General features: G+C 66.1%; 19 protein-coding genes. 11 read left to right on the top strand and 8 right to left on the bottom strand.

The features are described from left to right. Positions 1-56: 56 nt before the first annotated feature. Positions 57-3,020: an FAD-binding and (Fe-S)-binding domain-containing protein gene (locus P2G67_RS10540; RefSeq protein ID WP_275822824.1), complete on the bottom strand. Its 2,964-nt coding sequence runs from the start codon at positions 3,018-3,020 to the stop codon at positions 57-59. A gap of 44 nt (positions 3,021-3,064) precedes the next feature. Next, the gene (locus tag P2G67_RS10545; protein ID WP_275822826.1) at positions 3,065-3,658 is read right to left on the bottom strand and encodes a hypothetical protein; all 594 of its coding nucleotides are present in this window, start codon (positions 3,656-3,658) and stop codon (positions 3,065-3,067) included. A gap of 67 nt (positions 3,659-3,725) precedes the next feature. Between P2G67_RS10545 and P2G67_RS10550 the strand changes: the two genes are divergently transcribed. Then, positions 3,726-4,463 (top strand): polyamine aminopropyltransferase, encoded by a 738-nt coding sequence (locus P2G67_RS10550; protein ID WP_275822828.1) that lies wholly within the window; start codon positions 3,726-3,728, stop codon positions 4,461-4,463. A 7-nt stretch (positions 4,464-4,470) separates the two neighbouring features. On the opposite strand, the gene P2G67_RS10555 is transcribed toward P2G67_RS10550, so the two are convergent. Further along, positions 4,471-5,181, bottom strand: a complete 711-nt coding sequence (locus P2G67_RS10555) for a GntR family transcriptional regulator (protein WP_275822830.1) — start codon at positions 5,179-5,181, stop codon at positions 4,471-4,473. A 132-nt stretch (positions 5,182-5,313) separates the two neighbouring features. Between P2G67_RS10555 and P2G67_RS10560 the strand changes: the two genes are divergently transcribed. The 6 genes from P2G67_RS10560 (at position 5,314) to P2G67_RS10585 (ending at position 11,650) form a co-directional block, all read left to right on the top strand. After that, positions 5,314-6,285, top strand: a complete 972-nt coding sequence (locus P2G67_RS10560; protein ID WP_275822832.1) for a hydroxymethylglutaryl-CoA lyase — start codon at positions 5,314-5,316, stop codon at positions 6,283-6,285. 8 nt (positions 6,286-6,293) lie between these two features. Next, positions 6,294-7,463: a CaiB/BaiF CoA transferase family protein gene (locus P2G67_RS10565; protein ID WP_275822834.1), complete on the top strand. Its 1,170-nt coding sequence runs from the start codon at positions 6,294-6,296 to the stop codon at positions 7,461-7,463. A gap of 46 nt (positions 7,464-7,509) precedes the next feature. Then, positions 7,510-8,520 carry a TRAP transporter substrate-binding protein gene (locus P2G67_RS10570; protein ID WP_275822836.1) on the top strand — a complete coding sequence of 337 codons (1,011 nt, stop codon included), beginning with the start codon at positions 7,510-7,512 and terminating at the stop codon, positions 8,518-8,520. Positions 8,521-8,584: 64 nt separating this feature from the next. After that, positions 8,585-9,112, top strand: coding sequence for a TRAP transporter small permease (locus tag P2G67_RS10575; RefSeq protein WP_275822838.1), 528 nt, complete (start codon positions 8,585-8,587; stop codon positions 9,110-9,112). After that, positions 9,088-10,377 carry a TRAP transporter large permease gene (locus tag P2G67_RS10580; protein ID WP_275822840.1) on the top strand — a complete coding sequence of 430 codons (1,290 nt, stop codon included), beginning with the start codon at positions 9,088-9,090 and terminating at the stop codon, positions 10,375-10,377. Before P2G67_RS10575 ends, P2G67_RS10580 begins: the two co-directional genes overlap by 25 nt. A gap of 7 nt (positions 10,378-10,384) precedes the next feature. Next, positions 10,385-11,650, top strand: a complete 1,266-nt coding sequence (locus tag P2G67_RS10585; RefSeq protein ID WP_275822842.1) for an MFS transporter — start codon at positions 10,385-10,387, stop codon at positions 11,648-11,650. Positions 11,651-11,665: 15 nt separating this feature from the next. On the opposite strand, the gene P2G67_RS10590 is transcribed toward P2G67_RS10585, so the two are convergent. Both P2G67_RS10590 and P2G67_RS10595 read right to left on the bottom strand, forming a co-directional pair. Further along, positions 11,666-12,571: a DUF4339 domain-containing protein gene (locus P2G67_RS10590; RefSeq protein WP_275822844.1), complete on the bottom strand. Its 906-nt coding sequence runs from the start codon at positions 12,569-12,571 to the stop codon at positions 11,666-11,668. 57 nt (positions 12,572-12,628) lie between these two features. After that, positions 12,629-13,990, bottom strand: a complete 1,362-nt coding sequence (locus P2G67_RS10595) for a hypothetical protein (protein WP_275822846.1) — start codon at positions 13,988-13,990, stop codon at positions 12,629-12,631. A gap of 245 nt (positions 13,991-14,235) precedes the next feature. On the opposite strand from P2G67_RS10595, the gene P2G67_RS10600 reads away from it, so the two are divergent. Continuing rightward, positions 14,236-15,462 carry an alpha/beta hydrolase family protein gene (locus P2G67_RS10600; protein WP_275822848.1) on the top strand — a complete coding sequence of 409 codons (1,227 nt, stop codon included), beginning with the start codon at positions 14,236-14,238 and terminating at the stop codon, positions 15,460-15,462. Between the two features lie 11 nt (positions 15,463-15,473). Then, on the top strand, positions 15,474-16,088 hold the full coding sequence (locus P2G67_RS10605) for a TMEM175 family protein (RefSeq protein ID WP_275822850.1): 615 nt from the start codon (positions 15,474-15,476) through the stop codon (positions 16,086-16,088). A gap of 38 nt (positions 16,089-16,126) precedes the next feature. Here P2G67_RS10605 and P2G67_RS16425 read toward each other — a convergent pair whose 3' ends face one another. The 3 genes from P2G67_RS16425 to P2G67_RS10615 all read right to left on the bottom strand — a co-directional run bounded on the left by P2G67_RS16425 (position 16,127) and on the right by P2G67_RS10615 (position 18,234). After that, on the bottom strand, positions 16,127-16,468 hold the full coding sequence (locus tag P2G67_RS16425; RefSeq protein WP_367575376.1) for a type II toxin-antitoxin system RelE/ParE family toxin: 342 nt from the start codon (positions 16,466-16,468) through the stop codon (positions 16,127-16,129). Then, positions 16,465-16,734, bottom strand: a complete 270-nt coding sequence (locus P2G67_RS10610) for a hypothetical protein (RefSeq protein WP_275822852.1) — start codon at positions 16,732-16,734, stop codon at positions 16,465-16,467. The genes P2G67_RS16425 and P2G67_RS10610 overlap by 4 nt, the downstream gene beginning before the upstream one ends. Positions 16,735-16,848: 114 nt before the next feature. Next, positions 16,849-18,234: an FAD-binding oxidoreductase gene (locus P2G67_RS10615; protein WP_275822854.1), complete on the bottom strand. Its 1,386-nt coding sequence runs from the start codon at positions 18,232-18,234 to the stop codon at positions 16,849-16,851. A gap of 242 nt (positions 18,235-18,476) precedes the next feature. Between P2G67_RS10615 and P2G67_RS10620 the strand changes: the two genes are divergently transcribed. Further along, entirely contained in the window at positions 18,477-19,355 is an 879-nt protein-coding gene (locus P2G67_RS10620; RefSeq protein WP_275822856.1) for a MotA/TolQ/ExbB proton channel family protein, read from the top strand. Next, positions 19,339-19,785, top strand: a complete 447-nt coding sequence (locus P2G67_RS10625) for an ExbD/TolR family protein (RefSeq protein WP_275822858.1) — start codon at positions 19,339-19,341, stop codon at positions 19,783-19,785. The genes P2G67_RS10620 and P2G67_RS10625 overlap by 17 nt, the downstream gene beginning before the upstream one ends. Positions 19,786-19,792 lie beyond the last annotated feature (7 nt).

Consider the following 19,792-nt stretch of genomic DNA (forward strand, 5'->3'; position numbering starts at 1 on the left):
AAGCGGCGGAGAGACATGACATGAATCAAACTCCGGGCGGAAGCTGCCCTGGCCGCCTATGCTTCGGAGCGCAATGCCTGCTGCAGCACGCGCGCCACGTGCAACGCTTCGCGCTGGCTTCCGTCGGCGATCTGGTGGCGGCAGGAAGTGCCATCCGCCACGATCAAGGTGTCCGCGGAGGCGGCGCGCACCGCCGGCAGGAGGTCGGCCTCGCCCATGGCGCGCGAAACCTCAAGGGTTTCCGCCTGATAGCCGAAGGCACCAGCCATGCCGCAGCAGGAGGTCTCCACCGTTTCCACCGAAAGGCCCGGGATCAGCTTCAGCACCCGTTCCACCGGCTTGAAAGCGGCGAAGGCCTTCTGGTGGCAATGCCCATGCAGCAGTGCACGGGTCTGCGGCAAGGCCTGCAGCGGCAGTTCCAGCCAGCCTTCGTCCAGCCCCAGGGCCAGGAATTCCTCGAAGAGCAACGCCTTGCGCGAAAGGCGGTCGGTTTCCGCGCCCGGCTGCAGCGCCATGGCCTCGTCGCGGAAGGTAAGCAGGCAGGAGGGCTCGAGCCCGATCACCGGCAGATCGCGCTCCAGGAAGGGTCGCAGCGCCGCCAGTGTGCGCCCCTGCTCGGCCCGCGCCTCATCCACTAGGCCCGCTGCGAGATAGGTGCGCCCGCAGCACAGCGGACGCCCGCCATCCGGCGCCTTGGCCAGATGTACCCGGCAGCCCGCAGCCACCAGCACGGCGCAGGCGGCCTCCAGGTTCTCCGGCTCGAACCAGCGATTGAAGCTGTCGGCGAGCAGAACGACCTCCCGCCCCTCGACCGGTCCCATTGCATTCTCCCGCGGCAGAAAGGGCCGCGAGGACCAACGGGGCAGTCGCCGTTCTGCCGCCAGACCCAGCAGCTTCTCGCTGAGCCGCGCTGCGCCCGGTAAGTCGTCTCGCATGTTCGCCAGCCAGGGAACCTTCGCCACCCAGGGGGCATAGCGCGGCAGGTGGGCAATCAGGCGCTCACGCAGCGGCACACCCTTGGCCTGGGCGCGCTGATGCTGCACCTCGATCTTCATGCGCGCCATATCGACGCCGGTCGGGCACTCGCGCTTGCAGCCCTTGCAGGAGACGCAGAGCTTCAAGGTTTCCGCCATCTCGTCCGACGTAAGGGCATCGGGTCCCAACTGGCCCGACAGCGCCAAGCGCAGGCTGTTGGCCCGGCCGCGCACCAGATGCTGCTCGTCGCGGGTGACCCGATAGGAGGGGCACATCACCCCAGCATCGAACTTGCGGCATGCGCCGTTGTTGTTGCACATCTCCACCGCCCCGGCGAAACCGCCCCAGGCAGCCCAGTCCAGCGCCGTGTCGAGCGGCGAGACGCCGTAGTCCGGCGGATAGCGCATCAGGCTGCGGTCATCCATGGCCGGCGGCGCGACGATCTTGCCCGGGTTCAGCCGCCACTCGGGGTCCAGGCGTTGCTTCACCTCGCCGAAAGCGCCCAGGAGACGCTCGCCGAACATCTGCCGATGGGCTTCGGAGCGCACCAGGCCGTCACCATGCTCGCCCGAATGGCTGCCTTCATAGGCCCGCACCAACTCGAAGGCCTCCTCGGCAATGGCCCGCATGGTGCTGGCGCCCACCGGGTCCTTCATATTCAGGACCGGGCGCACATGCAGGCAGCCGACCGAGGCATGGGCATACCAGGTGCCGGTGGTGCCGTGGCGCTCGAAAACCTCGGTCAGGCGCCGCGTGTACTCGGCCAGGTCCTCCAGGCGCACAGCACAGTCCTCGACGAAGGAGACGGGTTTGCCGTCGCCCTTCATCGACATCATGATGTTGAGGCCCTGCTTTCGGACCTCCCAGATGGCGGACTGGAAGGCCGGGTCCACCGCCTTCACCACGGCGCCGGGATGGCCCAGGTCGCCCATCAGTTCCATCAGCCTGTCCAGCCGGCGCAGGTTCTCGGCCTGGTCTTCCTCGGCGAACTCCACAAGCAACAGGGCGTCGGGTTCTCCCTGCACGAACTGATCCACGACCTCACGAAAGGCCGGAATGTCGCGCGACAGACCGAGCATGGTGCGGTCGACCAGTTCCACTGCCGTCGGCCCGAGCTCAACGATGTGCTGCGGCGCCTGCATGGCCTGGTAGAAGGTGGGAAAGTGGCAGACGCCGAGCACCTTGTTGCGCGGCAGGGGCGCAAGCCGCAGTTCGATCTGCTTGAAGTAGGCCAGCGTGCCTTCAGAGCCGACCAGCAGGTGCGCCAGGTTGGGTGGGTCGCCGGGCCGCCGCGCGATCTCGCCGGACAGCGCTTCTCCGGCCGGCAGGAGTGCGTCGAGGTTGTAGCCGCCCACCCGACGCATCAGACGGGGAAAGCGCGTGGCGATCTCCTCGCGCTCACGCGTGGCGATCCCAAGCAGGTCGTCGATCAGGTCCTGCTGCGCGGAGGGGTGATTGCTGCGCGGCGCACCAGCTTCCAGCACGCCGCAGTCGAGCGGGCTGCCATCGGCCAGCACCGCGGCGATGCCTTCTACATTGTCGCGCATGGTGCCGTAGCGCAGCGAGCGTGAGCCGCAGGAGTTGTTGCCGGTCATGCCGCCAATGGTGGCGCGACTCGCGGTGGAGACATCGACGGGAAACCAGAGACCGTGCGGTTTGAGTTGCCGGTTCAGGTGATCCAGCACGATCCCCGGCTGCACCGTCGCGCGCCGCGCCTCGACATCGAGGGAGACGAGCCCGCGCAGGTACTTGGAGAGATCGAGCACCAAGGCCTCGCCCACTGTCTGGCCGCATTGGGAGGTGCCGCCACCGCGGGGCAACACCGGCACGCCTTCCTCGCGGGCAATGGTGAGCGCCTTCTCGACGTCGTTCTCGCTGCGAGGCACCACCACGCCCAGCGGCTGGATCTGGTAAATCGAGGCATCGGTGGCGTAACGCCCCCGACTGAAGCCATCGAAGAGCACCTCCCCTTCCAGCTCCGCCGACAGGCGGCGGGCCAGGGCAGAATCGCTCGCATCGGCCCCGGCGGACTGGTCGAGTGGCATGGCTCTCTCCTTCGGCGCTTTCGCGCCAACTGTTTCTTATCGTCTCAGGCGTGCGCCTGCTGGGACCGGCGCCGGGCCTGTTGCCGTTCGATCTCGCGTCTCAGCTTGAGCTTGAGCCCGACAACTTCATACATGCCGAGATCGGTGATTTCCGCAATGTCGCGCAAAGGCAGGCCCGTTTCCAGCAGCAGCACGCGCGCGAAGTCGCCGCGCGGCATGGATCGGTCACTGCGTGGCTGATTGTGCCGCCCGCGCTTGGAATCAGCACGACGCTGGGCTTCCTCCTCGCGCTGGCGGCGGGCGACCTCCTCGCGGTGGCGCTGGCGCGCCCGGCTTGCCGCGGCCTCCCAGGCATAGCCGGCCCAGGCGGCCCGACGCATGGAGGGACTCATGCTCTCGGTCCAGCCCGGCTCCATCTCTGCGCCTGCCGGTCGGCTCGGGCCGGCAGCCTCGTGCTCCTGTTGCTCCTGGCGCCCACAGGCGCGCGCCGCCTCCTCCAGGTCCATGCCCGCAGAATCGGCCATGCGTTCGGCCGCGGCCAAAGCCGCCTCGCGTTCGCCCGCGAAGGGGCTCTCCGCCGCAAGCGTGAGGAGCTTGCGGAAGCGCTGCTGTTGGGAGCTGCTCAAGGACTGTGTCATAACAAACGATCACTATAACGTCAGACGCCCCGGGCGCGGCGAAAATTCAACGAGGAGCCCGTGCTGCATGCGCCTGTTTGAAGAACTGGACCATCGGGAAACCCCGATCGGCCCCTTGAGCCTTCGCCGCCGGCAGGAGCTTTCTCTGAAGGTCGAGGTCTATGAGATCAAGCTCGGCGACGAATTTCTCATGTCGAGCCTCTTCACCGCTTCCGAGATTGCCCTGGCGCACCTGGGCCTCGATGCCCTGGCCAAGCAGGAAGGCGCTGCGGTGTTGGTCGGCGGCCTGGGCCTGGGCTACACCGCGCAAGCAGCGCTCGAACACCCCATCGGGTCGCTCCTGGTCATCGACCTGCTGGAGCCGGTGATCGACTGGCACCGCCAGGGCCTCTTGCCCATGGGGCGCGCCCTTGCCGAGGATGAGCGTTGTCGTCTGCTGGCCGGCGACTTCTTTGCCCTGGCGCGCAGCGAAGCCGGTTTCGATCCCGAGCAGCCAAGCCGCCGCTTCGATGCCATCCTCCTCGACATCGACCATTCCCCGGACGCCCTACTCGATGACCGCAGCACCGCGTTCTATCGCCCCGAAGGCCTGCAGGCTCTGGCGCGCCACCTGCGGCCGGGCGGCATTTTCGGACTCTGGTCCAACGAGCCGCCGGACCCCAACTTCTCGCAGCGCATGGAAGCCGCCTTCGCCCAGGCCCGGGCGGCGCCGGTGGAATTTTACAACCCCTTGCAGGACCGCAACGTCGTTCAGACGGTTTACCTGGGGCGGAAGGCCGAAAAGGGTTCGCAAGCGGAAAGCTGAGGGGGCTTCAGTCGGCCAGCGCTTCCGCCTGGTCGAGCACCGCGAGGCCATGCGCCCGGAAACTGCGCTGGCCTTCCCGCAACGCCGCCACGAGCGTGTCGCGTACGATGCGGGTATGGGCGATCACGGCGGCGGCCGCTTCGTCAGGGCGACCCTGGGCGATGAATTGCAGAATCTCGCGGTGCTCGCGCAGGGAATCCGCCCGCCCCTGCTCGGACTTGGCCATCATCCAGCGCGCACGCGCGATACGGGTGACCGTGTCCTGCACCGCCCGCGCCAGAAAGCGATTGCCACTGAGGCGCGCGAAGCTGACATGCACCTCGGTGCCGACGTCGAACCAGGTTTCCGGCGAGTCGTCTCCCTCGACTCGATCGAGCATGCGCGCCACCTCGGCCAAGTCTTTCGCCTTGGCACGCCGACAGGCCAAGCGTACCGCTTCCGCTTCGATCGCTTCACGGTACTCGAAGACTTCAAGCAACTCGGCCAGATCGATGGGGGCGACGCGCAGGCTGCGGCCCTCGCGGCTGACCAGCCCTTCCACTTCGAGGCGCAGCAAGGCCTCGCGGATCGGCGTGCGCGAACTGCCAAGCCTCGCCTCCAGCGCCCGTTCGGAAATGCGCTCCCCGGGCAGCAGATGCAGGCTCAGGATATCCGCACGCAAACGCTCATAGACGCCTACGCCGCCATTTCCCGCCTGACGTGATTCCACTGCCTCCACGCTGACACCCCTTTTCCTGCTCCGCTTGACCGGCTAGGATAACGGTATACCAATTTGGTACGCCAGAAAACGGGAAAGCGTCCGAACCGACAGCGGTCCCGCCGATAGACACCCTTGAGGAGCAAGCGCGTTATGCCCGACGGAACGATCAAAGCCCCCCGCCCGGACGGCTTTCCAGCCAAGGCGCGAGTCGTCGAAGTTGGCACCCGCGATGGCTTCCAGGCGGAATCGGAGTGGATTCCCACGGAAACGAAGATCGAGGTGCTGAACGCACTGATCGAGGCGGGCGTGCCGCAGTTCGAGGCGACGGCCTTTGTCTCTCCGCGCGCCGTGCCGCAGATGCGCGATGCCGCCGAAGTCATGGCCGGCGTGACGCGCAAGGCGGGCGCCAAGCTGACGGCCCTGGTGCCCAATGCCCGCGGTGCCGAAGGGGCTGCCAAGGCCGGTGTCGATGCCATGGTGGTCTTCGTCTCGGCCTCCGAGAGCCACAACCTCAAGAACATGAACAGCCCGCGGGCAAAAACCCTGGCCGGCTTCCGCGACGTCTGCCGGATTGCCGAAGAGGCCGGGATCGAGGTGCAGGGCGCCATCGCCACCTCCTTCGGCTGCCCCTTCGAGGGCAACGTGCCCGTCGAGTCGGTGCTGGAGATCGCCCGCGCCTACCGCGACCTCGGCATCACCCATGTGGCCCTAGGCGACACCACCGGCATGGCGACCCCGCCGCTGGTGACCGCACTGTGCCGCGCGATGAAGGCAGAACTGCCGGACGCCGACCTGGCGCTGCACTTCCACAACACGCGTGGCGTCGGGCTCGTGAACGTCTACGCCGGACTCGCCGAAGGCATTTCCACCTTCGAGTCCTCCATCGGCGGCATCGGCGGCTGCCCCTTCGCGCCAGGTGCCACCGGCAACATCTGCACCGAGGATCTGGTCTACCTGCTGCACGAGTGCGGCGTGGAAACCGGCATTGACCTCGAGCGCCTCTGCAGCGTGGCGCAGCGCGTGGAAGAGGTCGTCGGCCGCACGCTTCCCGGCCAGGTGATGAAGGCGGGGCCGCGGCTGCGCCTCAGCGCGCTCGACGAAGTGGCGACGGCCTGCGGGTGAGCCAGAACATGCGTCAGCCATTGGATGGCATTCGGGTGGTCGACCTCACCCGGGTGCTCTCGGGACCCTTCTGCACCATGCTGCTGGGCGACATGGGCGCCGAGGTCATCAAGATCGAGCCCCCCGGCAAGGGCGACCCCGTTCGCGCGCAGGGCGGGATTCGCGACGGCCTGAGCTGGTACTTCGCCTCCTTTAATCGCAACAAAAAGTCGGTCGAGCTCGACCTCTACGGCGAGGAAGGCAAGGCACAGCTCGCCAAGCTCATCCAGACCGCCGACGTCCTGGTGGACAATTTCCGCCCGGGCGTGATGGCCCGCATGGGCTTCGGGCCGGAGCGACTCAAACAGCTGAACCCGCAGCTGGTGACCGCCAACATTAATGGCTACGGCAGCACAGGTCCCTACGTCGACCGGCCGGCCTTCGACTTTATCACCCAAGCCATGAGCGGCTTCATGAGCGTCAACGGCCGCGCGGATCAGGAGCCGCTGCGCAGCGGACAGCCGATCACCGACCTGGTCGCCGGCCTCTATGCCGCCTTTGGCATCGTCAACGCCTTGCGCGCCCGCGACATCAACGGCAAGGGCCAGCACGTGGAGAGCGCGATGCTGAACGGCATCCTCTCCTTCATGGCCTATCTCGGCAGCGAGCATCTCATGAGCGGGGAGCTGCCGCCGCGCACCGGCAACGACCACCCCCTGGTCGCGCCCTACGGCCTCTACAAGGCCAGCGACGGCGAAGTGGCGGTGGCACCCAGCAACGAGGTCATCCTGCGGCGCTTCATGCGCACCATTGGGCTGGAAGAGCTGCTGGACGACCCGCGCTTCGATCACAACGACAAGCGCTTTGCTCGCCGCGACGAGCTGAATGCCCTGATTTCCCAGCGCATGCAGAGCGAAACCCAGGCCACGTGGATCGAACGCCTGAACGCCGCCGGCGTGCCGAGCGGACGGGTCCAGAATCTGGCGGAGGTCTTTGCCGACCCCCAGGTCCTGGCCCAGGAAATGGTGATGGAAGTGGAACACCCGGGACACGGTACCGTGCGCATGCTCGGCTTTCCGGTGAAACTCGATGGCACACCCTGTAGAGTCCGTTTGCCCGCGCCCGATCTGGGTGCGCACAATGATGAAGTGCTGGGGGCACTGCGGGATCTGCCGCAACGCGCCGCAAACGATGATTAGTGCGGCGTAACGTCTTGCAAGAGCTATGAGAGGGAGGAAGAACCTTATGAATCTCAGAACTGGACTTCTCAGCCGTACGGCGCTGGCCGCTTCGGTTGCCCTGTCCCTGGGCCTGGTCGCGACAGCCCAGGCACAGGATGTGATCGAGGTGCACAACACCATGAGCGCCGGCGGTTCCGAAGAAGCGGCCATGCTGCGCTTCAAGGAGATCGTCGAAGAGCGCTCCGACGGCAGCTTCGAAGTCAACGTCTACTCGGGCGGGCAGCTCGGCGACGAAGTCGAGGTGCTGGAGCTGCTCAACCTCGGCCAGACGCAGATGGCCCTCACCGGCGGCGCCTTCATGGGCCAGTACGCGCCGGAGTATGACGCCGTCTCCGTGCCCTTCGTCTTCCCCAACTGGGGCGCGGTCGAGCACTACATCATGGAGACTGAGTCCGGTCAGGCCATGCAGCAGGTCTCGCGGGAGCGCGGCAACCTGCACTACATTGGCCCGCAGATGCGCGCTTTCCGGCACATGACCTCCACACCGGCAATCAATTCACCGGACGATCTCGAAGGCCTGAAGATGCGGCTGCCGCAGATTCCGGTCTGGGTGGACGTCTGGGAGGAGCTGGGCGTACAGGCCGTGGTGATCCCGGCGCCGGACATCTATCTGGCCATGCGTACAGGCCAGGTCGAGGCACATGAGAACAGCCTCGCCTCCCCCTATACGCGCCAGCTCTGGGAGGTGCAGGACCACATCATCACCACCTCTCACCTCTCCTTCCCCTGGCACTGGGTCGCATCAGCCCCCTGGTGGGATGGTCTGGACGAAGCCGACCAGGAGATGCTGACCGAGGCCGTGCACGAAGCCCGTCAGCATGGCTACGAGGTCGAGCTGGAGAAGGACGAGTTCTATCGCGAAGGCCTGATCGAAAATGGCATGACCTTCATCGACGTCGATCAGGCACCCTTCCGCGAGAAGGCCGCCCCGGCGGTTGAGCGCGCGCTCGCCGACAAGGCGGACAGCGTGGCCGCCGACATTGAAGCGGCAATCGCTGCCACCGAAGGGCAGTAATCAGGTAGGGGGGCGTCGTCACGACGCCCCCATTCCCTTGGCCAGCCCGGATACAGGAACTCCTATGACCCTGGAGCGGATCGAAGCCGCCATCGCGCGGGTGCTGGAGATTGTCGCGCTGATCCTGATGCTCACGCTCGTGGTGGTCATCGCCTGGTCGGTGGTCGGACGTCAGGTCTTTCACGTCTCCGTGCCCTGGTCCGAGGAGATCGGAGCAGGATTGCTGATGTGGATGGTCATGCTGGGCGCCGCGGCCACTTGGTCACGCCGCCGCCACATCACCATCGACGTGCTGTTGCGACGTATCGGACTGCGGCCGCGCTACGCGCTCAGTATCTTCATTGAGCTCGCCTCGCTGCTGCTCTTCGCCGTGGCCTTCAAGGGCGCGTTTTCGATGATGTCGGTCAGCGCCAACAACTCCACCACGGCGCTGGGCATCAGCTACAGCTATCTCTACCTCGCCCTGGTTATCGGCCTGGGCGCCATGATCATTTTCAGCCTGCTGCATCTCGGGCGCCTGCTGCGCCGGGGGCCGAGCATGGTGGCCGTCACGGAAACGGAAACGGAATGGAATACCTCGTCGTCTTCCTAGGCCTGATGGTGCTGCTCTTCGCGCTGGGCGTTCCCGTCGCGATCTCCATCGGCCTGACCTGCCTGGCTGTCTTGGCGATCGATGGTGGCATTTCCGCCATACCCACGGAGCTGTTCGCGCTGCAGATGATGCGCGGGCTCAACAGCTTCCCCATCCTGGCGATCCCCTTTTTCATCTTTGCTGCCTCGTTAATGAACGTGGGCTCTGTGACGAACCGGATCTTCGACTTCGCCAACGCACTGGTCGGTCACATTCGCGGTGGGCTCGGCCATGTGAACGTGGTGGCCAGCATGATCTTCGCCGGCATGTCCGCCACGGCGGTCGCCGACGTGGCTGGCATCGGGCAGCTGGAACTGAAAGCGATGCGCGACCGGGGCTACCCGATGCGTTTTGCCGCCGGCATCACCGGCGCAGCCTCCATCATCAGCCCGGTCATCCCACCGTCGATCGCCATGGTGGTCTACGGCTGGCTCTCGGGCACCTCCATTGCCGCGCTCTTCATCGCCGGCCTGATCCCCGGCATCATCATCGGCCTGGCGCTCATGGCCACGAGCTTCATCGTCTCCTTCTGGATCGACCTGCCGCGCTCGCCGCGCGCGTCCTGTCTGGAGATCGCCCGGCTGTTCTGGCGTGCCCTGCCGCCGCTGCTCACTCCACTGATTATCGTGGGCGGCATCTGGAGTGGCATCTTCACGCCGACCGAGGCCGGCGCCGTGGCCTGTGTCTACGCCCTGTTCCTCGCCTTTGTCGTCTATCGCGACGTCAGTGTCCGCGATCTGGTGGGCGTCCTGGAACGCACCGTGCGTTTTACTTCGGTGATCATGTTCATCATCGCAATCGCCACCTTTTACGGCTGGCTGCTGGTGCGCCTGCGCATTCCGCAGGAACTGGCCCTGGCGCTCACCAGCCTGGATGTCAGCCTGACGGTCATTCTCTTCCTCATCGCCGCCTTCTTCCTTGTGATCGGCTGCTTCATGAGCGTGGTGGAGGCCGTCCTGATCTTCACGCCGATCTTCATGCTCACGGTGCAGTCGCTCGGCATCGATCCACTGTTCTTCGGCGTTCTGATGGTCATCACCCTGTCGGTCGGCGTGATCACCCCGCCGTTTGGCAACGTGCTCTTCGTCTTGGTGGAGATCGTCGGCATACCCTTCGAGAAGGTCGTGCGCGCCGTCCTGCCCTTCCTCATTCCGATCATAACGGTGATCGTGCTGCTCATCCTGGTGCCGGATCTGGTCACCTGGCTGCCCAGCATCATCCAGTGACGCCACCGTGAGCACCACAAGCGAGGACAGTAAATCACAGCCGCCGGCAGCACGCGGCGCAGGCGCGTTGTTGCTGGGCCTGCCGGGTGTGCTGGCGGCCACGCTGCTCACCCAGGGGATCGGTGCCTGGGCCGTGTTGGCCCTGGCCGCCATCGCGCCCACGGTGGCAGAAGCCTTCGACCTGCCGCCGGTTCTGGTGGGCTATCAGATCACGATCATCTACTTCGTGGCCACCGGCACCTCCCTCATCGCCGGCGGGCTGGTCTCGCGCTGGGGGCCCTGCCGGATCAGCCAAGTATCCCTGCTCTGCTGCGCGCTGGGCTGCGCCATCGTCGTGCTGCCGGCCCTGCCCGCCATTGCAGTGGCCTCGATTGCTATCGGCTTTTCCTATGGCCTGACCAATCCTTCGGCGGCGCACATCCTGGCGCGCTACACCACGACGCGGAACCGCAGCTTCGTATTCTCCATCAAGCAAACCGGCGTGCCCATCGGCGGCATCGCCGCTGGCCTGCTCACACCCTGGATCGCTGTGAACTGGGGCTGGCAGCCGGCAGTGGCCGTCATCGTTCCCGTGGCCCTGTTGCTGGCAGTGACACTCTCCCCAGCCCGGGAAACCTGGGACTGCGACCGCCGGGGCGATGCCCCCATCGGGCTTGGTGCACTGCGCGGCGCGGGGCGGGTTTTCGCCCAGCCGGCGCTGCGGTGGCTCTGCTTTTGCGGCTTCTGCTTTGGCGCGATCCAGCTCTGCCTGATGACCTTCGTGGTCTCCTTGGCCGTGACGGAACTGGCCTTCGGCGCCGTGCTGGCAGGCTCGCTGCTGGCCACGGTGCAGGTCTTCGGCGTCGCGGGGCGCCTTTCCTGGGGCCTGGTGGCCGACCGGCTGCAGCGCAACGCACTGGTCCTGGCGATCGTAGGTTTGATCACCGCCGCCTGCTGCCTCGGCTTTTCGCAGCTCAACGGCGACTCCCCGCGCTGGCTCGCCTTTGCCATCGCCGCTGTCTTTGGCGCCTCGGCGGTGGGCTGGAATGGCGTTTTCCTCTCCGAGGTGGTGCGTCTCACCCCACCGTCCATGGTGGGCACCTCCACGGGTGTCGCCACCTTCTGCACCTTCTCGGGGGTGCTGGTGGGCCCGGCAATCTTCGTCCAGCTCTATGGCTGGATCGACAGCTACGCCGCCACCTACGCCCTGCTGATTGCCCCGGCGCTGATCGGCGGCGCCGCCGGCCTGCTCACCCTGCGCTACAGCCGCCGCAGCGCGAAGGTGGGGGCCTAGCCTCCCCCACAGCGCTCACATCCGGCGCAGAACCGTTCCGTCCTCGTCGCGCAGGGTGTCCGGGTCCAGGATCTCGAAGATGGAGCGGTCATCCATCTCTTCGCGCTCCTCCACCTCCAGGGCCGGCAGGCGCACGACCTGGAAGCCCTGGGTGTGCAGTTCGATGCGGTCCGAATCGAGCGATCGGGCGCTCCAGCGCCCTTGCAGAAACAGTTCGAGATCGACCGGTTCAGGCATGCCTTGGGCACTGAGGTCGAGGCGGGAGTGTGCATTGCCCGAATACTCCCCGCCTTGCCCGAACTCCAGAAGGATGGTGAGCACGATGGGCTGCGCCATGCCGTCGAAATGCTCGCGCATCTCGGCCTGCCAGCGGCCCGGCAGCAGGGCTTGAGGATCGGAACCGGCGGCCTCGGCTGTGGGCCGCGCCGGTGCGGGTGCCGCCACGACAGGGGGCGCCGCGGACAGCAGCGCAGCCAGGGGTGTATCGCGCAAAGGCGCCCAATCGGCCATGCCGTCGAACCACACCAGCGTATCGGCCGAGGCCCGGCCTTCGGCAAGGCGCGAGGCAACGTCGTCACGGGTAAGGGGCGCCGATGCGGCGCCGGTTTCGTCGAGGAAGTACTCCCGCTCATCCGGGGGTTCGCTGGCCGCTGCGGGCAGCGGCGGTGGTGCCACCGCCCTGCGGACGGGGGCTTGCAGTTCCGCAAAGCCGCTCAGCGGAGCCCAGTCGGCTTCTCCCTCGCGCCAGACCAGAGTATCGGGCGCCAGATGCTGCACCTGGAGTTCCTCGGCCGTGAAGGGGCCCTGGGCGTCACCCTCGATGGCCGCATACCATTCCGCGGGCTGCTCCGCCTGTGCCGGCAAGGCGAAGGACAGCAGTGCTGCGAGGGCGAGGGATAGGGTGATACCGTGCTTTCTCATGCTCTCAGACTTTCCTTGTGACCGGCCCCGGTTCCTGCGAAGCCTTGCCTGAACATGTCATCGGGGTGCGTTCTCGAGCCTTACCCAGTTTTCGTGCGGAAAGAGTTCATGAGCTCGAAACTCCGGGTTCGTGGACATGAGAAGCTCGCCCTGCGGGTTGCGGTAGAAGCTCTCGTAATGCTGGGGAAGCTCGAAGCTCTCACCGGTTTGGGGGTCGCGCAACGGCCGCACCTCCCGGATCTGGTCGCTGGTGAGCGCCATCATGCGGTCGGCGCTCTGTTGCCGGTTCTCCCAGCCCTGCATCTGGATGTCGGAGATCTGGCGGCTCGTTTCCGCCCAGATCGCGCTGCGATCTGCAGCGCCCTTGCGGGCGATTTCGCCCATCTTCGCGCGATGCGCTGCCATGGCGGCTTCCCAGCGTGGGCTGAAGCGCAAGGACGAGAAGATCGCGGTGAACAGAGGCTCCGCCTGCTCGCGCGCCCCCGCCGGATAGCGCATGAGCAGGACCGGCAGACCGTTCACGTCGGAGCTGATTGTGGCCGCGCCGTCGGCCATGGGCAGGCGCGTGGCCATGCGCCAGCCGGAGAAGAGAAGCATCTCCTCCACCGGCCCGGCAGGGGTTTGCCGCTGCAGGCGGTAGCTCTCAGCCAGCGGCATCATGCGCACGTCGAGGCCCGCCGTCTGGATCTGCCCCAGTTCCCGCTCCACATAGGCCAACACGTCGGGCACCGGCTCGCGGTCGATGATACGGGCATCGGGGCGCAGACCGGGCAGGAAGGCATCCTCGGCCAGGCCCTCGACGCCCGTGCGCGGCGTGAGGCGACAGAAGCTGCCGGGACGATGCATGCTGCTTTCCGCCTGCTCCATGAGCGGGCGAAGCATCAAGGCCTCGTGATCCAGCGCGCCGGTTAAACCCGGGAACAGTGTGGCGCCGGAGAGATCGAGCTCATACCAGACGGTCTTGGGTGCCGGCAGGACCTCAATCCCCCAGAGTCCATCCACGCTGCCAGCCTGCAGAAGCAGTTGGGCGTCGCTGGCCATACAGGAAAGAGAGGGCGACACCCCGGCCCAGACGATCTCGCCCTCCACCTCCCAGTCAGTCGGCAGCAAGGCGGCAGCCGCTTCCACAGCCTGTCCGAAACCTTGACGGTCATAGAAGACATGCTGCCGGAGCCGCAGCATCGGCGGCAGTGCATGACCAGCCTGATCGGTCCGCATGGGCGGCGGCACACCTGCCGCGCCACCGGGCAAGGGCGGTGGGCCGGCTTTGGGAAGAGGCGGCGGCCCTGCCCGCCCGCCGGTCCCGGCCGTGGGCAGCGGCGGCGGCTCCGCCGAGCGTGTCTCCAACGAGGCGAAGAACACTGCGACACCCGCAACCAAGGCGGCTACGAGGGCAAAGCTTATGCGGGATCGTGTCATCACCCTGGCCCCTATGCCGGCCGGCCCGTCGCCGGCCGCCGGACGAGTATAGGCGGACACTGCGACTTCCCCTAGTCCCTCCAAAGCGAAACGCAATCATTCCGCACGCGCCTGTGCCGTGGCAGGTGTAAAGCCTTTGGTAACTATACCGATTTCGAGGGCTACCCTGGATAGTCCGCCGAAGCTTGACGACAGAAATCCCCAACTGGCAGTCTCCCTTTGAATCAGCACACGGGAGGATGGTCATGGCGTCGGTCGAGCGCACGACAACGCGCATCCAGGGCTTCGCCTCGGGAGAGCTTGATTTCCAGTTGATGCGGCTGCTCGGGAGTTGCACCTCCGGCGGCGGCAGCCCCGGCGAGATCATGGCCGCCCGCGCGCGCATGGGCAGCGATGATCCCACCGCCTGGCCGGCGGCCTTCGGCAGTCTTGCCGACGGCTTGATGACCTTGGCGAGCCAGGCGGAGGAGCGGGGCCACAGCGTCTCCGCTCGCGAGCACTTCCTGCGCGCATCGAGCTACTATCGCTCGGCCGAGTACTTCTGCGACCCTTTCGGCGAAGAGGCGCAACGCCTGGGACTGGCCTCCGCCGGGGCCTTCGCGCGTGCCGCAAAGCACCTTCCCTACGTCGTCGAACCGGTCGAGGTTCCCTACGAAGGGCTAACGCTGCCCGGCTTCCTGGCACGTCCGGATTACAGCGCCTCGCCGAACAAGACGCTTATCTGCATGACGGGCTTCGACGGCACAACGGAGGAGCTCTGGTACCAGGCCGCTCGCGACGGATTGGAACGCGGATGGACAGTTTTGAGCGTCCAAGGCCCGGGCCAGGTCGGCACGATGCGCCGTCACCCACAGCTCACTTTCCGGCCCGACTATGAGGTGCCCGTGCGGGCGATCGTCGACTTTGTGCTGGCACGGGCGGATGTGGATCCGCAGCGACTGGCGCTCTATGGCATCAGCTTCGGCGGCTACTTTTCCGTGCGGGCAGCGGCCCACGAGCCGCGCCTCCAGGCCTTGATCGCCAACGCCCCTATCGTGAATCTGGACGCCTATATGTCGGGTTTCCTCAAGGGCAGTTCGGGCGCGTCCGACCAGGCCGACGACCTTCGGCTTGATGAGGTCGACAGCGTGCCGGACGAGGTGATGCCGCCAGCCACGAAGCTCAACTTCAAAGCGACCTGCCGGCGTTATGGGGTACAGAGCTTCAGTGAGTGGATCGAGGCACTGAAAGACTACCGGGTGGACAACCTACCCGATATACGCTGCCCGGCACTTGCGCTCGCGGGTGATGGTGAGGGTCAGGAAACCCTGCGCCAGGTCGAGGCCTTTGCCAACACCATCTCCGGCCCTGTGAGAAAGCGCATCTTCACGACGGCCGAAGGCGCGGACATGCACTGCCAGGTCGGCAATCTCCCGCTGGCCAACGCCGTGATCTATGACTGGCTTGACGAGCTCTTCGCGGACTCGCGCTGAGGAGCCGCGCCTTGCCCCTGCCCCGCATCCGCTTTGCCTCCGCACCCCAGCGCCTCGACGCCCTCTCGGACGGGGTCTTCGCCATCGTGCTGACCCTGCTGGCGCTGGAACTGCGCATCCCCGACCGGGAGGCCGGCGAGAGTTTCCTGAGGGTCCTGCTGGCGAACACAGCGGTGCTGGAGAGCTACATAATCTCCTTCTTCGTGGTCGGCGTGTTGTGGCGGTTGCAGCACATGGCAAGCGAGCTGACACCGCGCGGTACAGCCTTCCACCACTCGCTCACCCTGGCCTTCCTGGCCACGGTGACGCTTACCCCCTGGAGCCTCAGCAACATCACCTCCTTCCCCGACGATCCCGTGGCGGTGATGGGCTTCTCCGGCACCCTGCTTGTGAGCTGGGCCCTGCTGATCGCCGTTCTGACCTTCGCGCAGCGCATCGCCTCGGCCGACACACTGGACGAGATTCGCGCGGCCAGGCGCAGCCTTTTCGGCGGCCCGCTTGTCGCGTGCATTTCGCTGGCCATCGCGCCGCTCTCGACGGCCGGAGCGCTCTATGTCTGGCTGCTGCTGATCCCCTACGGCTTCTATGCCCGGCGGTCGGTAACCGATGCAATAGATCAGAAGTAACAGAGGAGTCGCCGGACAACGGGAATCCCCAGACAGGATCAGTCTGGGTCTTGGGCATGCGGCGATCGCTGCCGCGTAACACTTCTACTCATCCAGTCAGCACCGCCGTAGGTGACCGAATACACCATCACTTCGCGCCGGGCGTCATCGACTGAGAAAGCAACGACCGCCTTCCGGCCGACTGGAATAGCACGCAATCCAGGGGCAATCTCGTCCCTGACTGATCCTCTATGCGGCATTTCCGCAAGGCTCATCACTGCAGCTTCGATCTCAGACAGTTTGAGCACCGCTGTCTGGGGCCCGGCGTAATCGAACAGCCAACGGCCAATAGCCTCAAAGTCGCCAGCTACAGCAGGGTGTAACCAGACCGCGTAGCTCACACCTTGCGCGTCGCCTGAAGAGCTATTCGGGCCTGAGCAAAAGCAACCTTCGGCTCTACGAACTCCGCCCTTGGCGTTTTCATTCGGGCAACAATCTCATCTGCCGCCGCCGCAAGGGCGGTGCTGCGCTCTTCCTCATCGCGGATTACCTGTTCCAAGGCCGCAGCGACTGCCGCGCTCGGCGAGGCATACTCGCCCTGCGCAACCTTTTCCTGCAGGTAACGATGGTGCCGTTCGGTAAAGCTAAGCGTGGTCTTTACGGTCACAGGCCCCTCCAGAGGTTAGATCTGAATCACGCAACACGACAGCGGTGCTTATGGAATATCATGTGCCGCTCCCGCTAGCGCAACCTCTGTAGTAGAGGTTCGACCAGTCTGCTATCACGCCGGCAGCACCTTGCCCGGGTTCATGATGCCGTCGGGGTCCAGGGCCTGCTTGATCTGGCGCATCAGGGCCACGGCCTCGCCGTGTTCGGCCTGCAGGAAGGGGATCTTGCCGTAGCCGACGCCGTGTTCTCCGGTGCAGGTGCCGCCCATGGCGATGGCGCGCATCACCATGCGGTCGTTGTGGGCACTGGCGCGGCGATACTCCTCCTCATCACCTTCAGCCAATAGGTAGACGAGGTGGAAGTTGCCGTCGCCCACGTGCCCCACCAGCGGCGCAAGCAGTCCGCTTTCCTCGATGTCCCGTTTGGTCTCCATGATGCACTCGGCGAGGCGGGAGATCGGCACGCAGACATCGGTGGCCCAACCGCCGCTGCCGGGTTTAAGGGCCTTGGCGGCCCAGTAAGCATCGTGGCGCGCCTGCCAGAGCCGCGTGCGATCCTCCTGCTGGGTGGCCCACTGGAAGTCGCGTCCGCCGAACTCGCTCGCCAACTCGGCAACCCGCTCGGCCTGCTCCTTCACGCCGGCTTCGGTGCCGTGGAACTCAAAAAAGAGGGTCGGCAGCGCCGGATAGCCGAGATCCGAGTACTCGGAGCAGGCGCCCATCTGCACCTCGTCCAGCAGCTCGATGCGGGCGACCGGAATGCCGGACTGAATCGTCAAGATGACGGTGTTCACCGCCCCCTCCAGGGTTTCGAAAGGGCAGACAGCGGCCGAGATGGCCTCAGGGATGCCATGCAGGCGTAGCTGCACCTCGGTGATGACGCCCAGCGTGCCCTCGGATCCAACGAAAAGGCGCGTCAGGTCGTAGCCGGCCGACGACTTGCGTGCCCGCCCGCCGGTGCGGATGATGCGGCCGTCGGCGGTCACCACGGTGAGGCCCAGCACGTTCTCGCGCATGGTGCCGTAGCGCACCGCGTTGGTGCCGCTCGCCCGCGTTGCCGCCATGCCGCCTAGAGACGCATCGGCGCCGGGATCAATGGGGAAAAACAGCCCCGTATCGCGCAGATACTCGTTCAGTTGCTTGCGAGTGACCCCGGCCTGGACGCGGCAATCGAGATCTTCGCCGTTGACCTCGATGATGCTGTTCATGCGGCCCAGGTCGATGCAGACCCCGCCTTTCAGGGCAGAGATGTGCCCTTCCAGGGAGGTGCCGGTGCCAAAAGGAACGATCGGTGTCTTATGCGCCGCGCAAAGGCGCACGATCTCTGCCACCTCCTCGGTGGTTTCGGCGAAGGCCACGGCATCGGGCGGATGGCCTTCGTGGAAGCTCACGTCCTTGCCATGCTGCTCGCGCACCGCGGCAGAGGTAGAGAGCCGCTCGCCCAGCAGGGCCTTCAAAGCATCCATCAGTTCATCTGTGACGGCGGTCACTGCGCCCATTGCTTTCATCCTCCGACTGTTGCAGCCGACTCTAATCGCCTACACCTGTGGCACAAGTGTGGATCGTGCGCCCAGCCGCCCGACAGTTCGGTGGCCACTCCCGAAAGTCGCCCGCAGGAGGCTCGACAGGCCGGAGGGCATAGGCTAGAAGGCGCGAACGATAGTGGTTCGCATTTGCATGCGAGACACCGCTCCCACGGATCAGCAATCCCTGGAGCCGTGTCGAAAGCGAGGACAGCAGTATGGACGAAAGCGAAACGCCCGCCGCCGAAGGCACCACCCCAGGCGCGACCACGGCCGAACCGGCGGCGGCAGAGGCAACCGGTCCCGAGGTTGACCCCATCGCCAACGGCAACGATGGCCTCGACGGTATGGCCGATGCAGCGCCACCGGAAATTCTGGGACTGCCCGCCGAGATGTTGAGCCCGCTCGCCGAGCCGCTGGCACTGCTTCAGGCAGGCGGCGCGGTCGTTGCGATCCTGCTGGTGCTTTCGGTCGTGGCTCTTGCCATCATCCTGATGAAGCTGTGGCAGTTCGGGCGCCTGGGCGTCGGCATCAACCGTCGCGCCCGCGCCGCCCTCGCGCTTTATCGCAGTGGCCGGGCGGAGGAGGCGCTGAACCGCCTGACCGGCGCGCGAAACCCGGGCGCGCGACTGCTCGCGCTGGCGATCCGCGGCCGCTTGCGCGACGACCTGCCCGAGCCGATGCTGCGTGAGGAACTGGCACGCCTCGGCAGCGAGGAAGTCGAGGCTCTGCGTGGCGGCTTCCGACCGCTGGAAGTGATCGGCGCGCTGGCGCCGCTGCTGGGTCTCTTCGGCACGGTACTGGGCATGATCGCCGCCTTCCAGGCGTTGGAACAGGCGGGCAATCGGGTGGATCCCTCGATCCTGTCCGGCGGCATCTGGGAAGCCCTGCTGACCACCGCGGTGGGCCTTGCCGTGGCCATTCCGGTGGTGGCGCTCTTGAACCTGCTGGAGCGCCGGGTCGAGCGCCAGGCGCTCGAAATGGAAAGCCTGGTTACCCAGGTCTTCACTGTCGATCTCACCGCAGCGCCCCGCGTCCAGCGGCCTGCGCCGGACAGCCACGAAGGAGCACTGCGCCTGCATGCCGCCGGGGAATGACAGCGCCGCCGGACGCTTTGCCATTGCGCGTCCCCGCAGCCGCCGCGCCGGCATCTCGCTGACGCCGCTGATCGACGTCGTTTTCATCCTTCTGGTCTTCTTCATGCTGGCGTCCAATTTCATGGAATGGCGCGCTTACGATATGGGCACGCCGGTCCAGACGGCTGCGGCGGGCAGCGACGAAGGCGCAATGCTGGTGGAGCTGCGCGCAGCCGACCAGGGTGCTGGAGTGATCCTGCACCTGGCCGGTGAGCGGATCAGCGTCGTCGAGCTGGAACAACGGCTGCGCACCCGCCTAGAGCGGGTGCCGGATCAGCGCGTGCTGCTGAGGGCCGGCCCGGGCGTACCACTGCAGGAGACGGTGCGCGTACTGGACCGACTGGACAGCCTGGGCCTGCAGGAGCTGGCCCTGCTGCCGCCGGCGGGCTGAGGAGGCA

The sequence above is a fragment of the Aquibaculum arenosum genome (genome assembly GCF_029222965.1).
In the GTDB taxonomy this organism is placed as follows: domain Bacteria; phylum Pseudomonadota; class Alphaproteobacteria; order Kiloniellales; family DSM-21159; genus Aquibaculum; species Aquibaculum arenosum.

What these genes read in the sequence shown, in the direction of transcription:
- P2G67_RS10590 (WP_275822844.1), bottom strand. Translation starts at nt 12,571, where the DNA reads ATGAGAAAGCACGGTATCACCCTATCCCTCGCCCTCGCAGCACTGCTG.
- P2G67_RS10580 (WP_275822840.1), top strand. Translation starts at nt 9,088, where the DNA reads ATGGAATACCTCGTCGTCTTCCTAGGCCTGATGGTGCTGCTCTTCGCG.
- P2G67_RS10570 (WP_275822836.1), top strand. Translation starts at nt 7,510, where the DNA reads ATGAATCTCAGAACTGGACTTCTCAGCCGTACGGCGCTGGCCGCTTCG.
- P2G67_RS10560 (WP_275822832.1), top strand. Translation starts at nt 5,314, where the DNA reads ATGCCCGACGGAACGATCAAAGCCCCCCGCCCGGACGGCTTTCCAGCC.
- P2G67_RS10615 (WP_275822854.1), bottom strand. Translation starts at nt 18,234, where the DNA reads ATGGGCGCAGTGACCGCCGTCACAGATGAACTGATGGATGCTTTGAAG.
- P2G67_RS10550 (WP_275822828.1), top strand. Translation starts at nt 3,726, where the DNA reads ATGCGCCTGTTTGAAGAACTGGACCATCGGGAAACCCCGATCGGCCCC.
- P2G67_RS10595 (WP_275822846.1), bottom strand. Translation starts at nt 13,990, where the DNA reads ATGACACGATCCCGCATAAGCTTTGCCCTCGTAGCCGCCTTGGTTGCG.
- P2G67_RS10565 (WP_275822834.1), top strand. Translation starts at nt 6,294, where the DNA reads ATGCGTCAGCCATTGGATGGCATTCGGGTGGTCGACCTCACCCGGGTG.
- P2G67_RS10620 (WP_275822856.1), top strand. Translation starts at nt 18,477, where the DNA reads ATGGACGAAAGCGAAACGCCCGCCGCCGAAGGCACCACCCCAGGCGCG.
- P2G67_RS10575 (WP_275822838.1), top strand. Translation starts at nt 8,585, where the DNA reads ATGACCCTGGAGCGGATCGAAGCCGCCATCGCGCGGGTGCTGGAGATT.
- P2G67_RS10600 (WP_275822848.1), top strand. Translation starts at nt 14,236, where the DNA reads ATGGCGTCGGTCGAGCGCACGACAACGCGCATCCAGGGCTTCGCCTCG.
- P2G67_RS10625 (WP_275822858.1), top strand. Translation starts at nt 19,339, where the DNA reads ATGCCGCCGGGGAATGACAGCGCCGCCGGACGCTTTGCCATTGCGCGT.
- P2G67_RS10540 (WP_275822824.1), bottom strand. Translation starts at nt 3,020, where the DNA reads ATGCCACTCGACCAGTCCGCCGGGGCCGATGCGAGCGATTCTGCCCTG.
- P2G67_RS10545 (WP_275822826.1), bottom strand. Translation starts at nt 3,658, where the DNA reads ATGACACAGTCCTTGAGCAGCTCCCAACAGCAGCGCTTCCGCAAGCTC.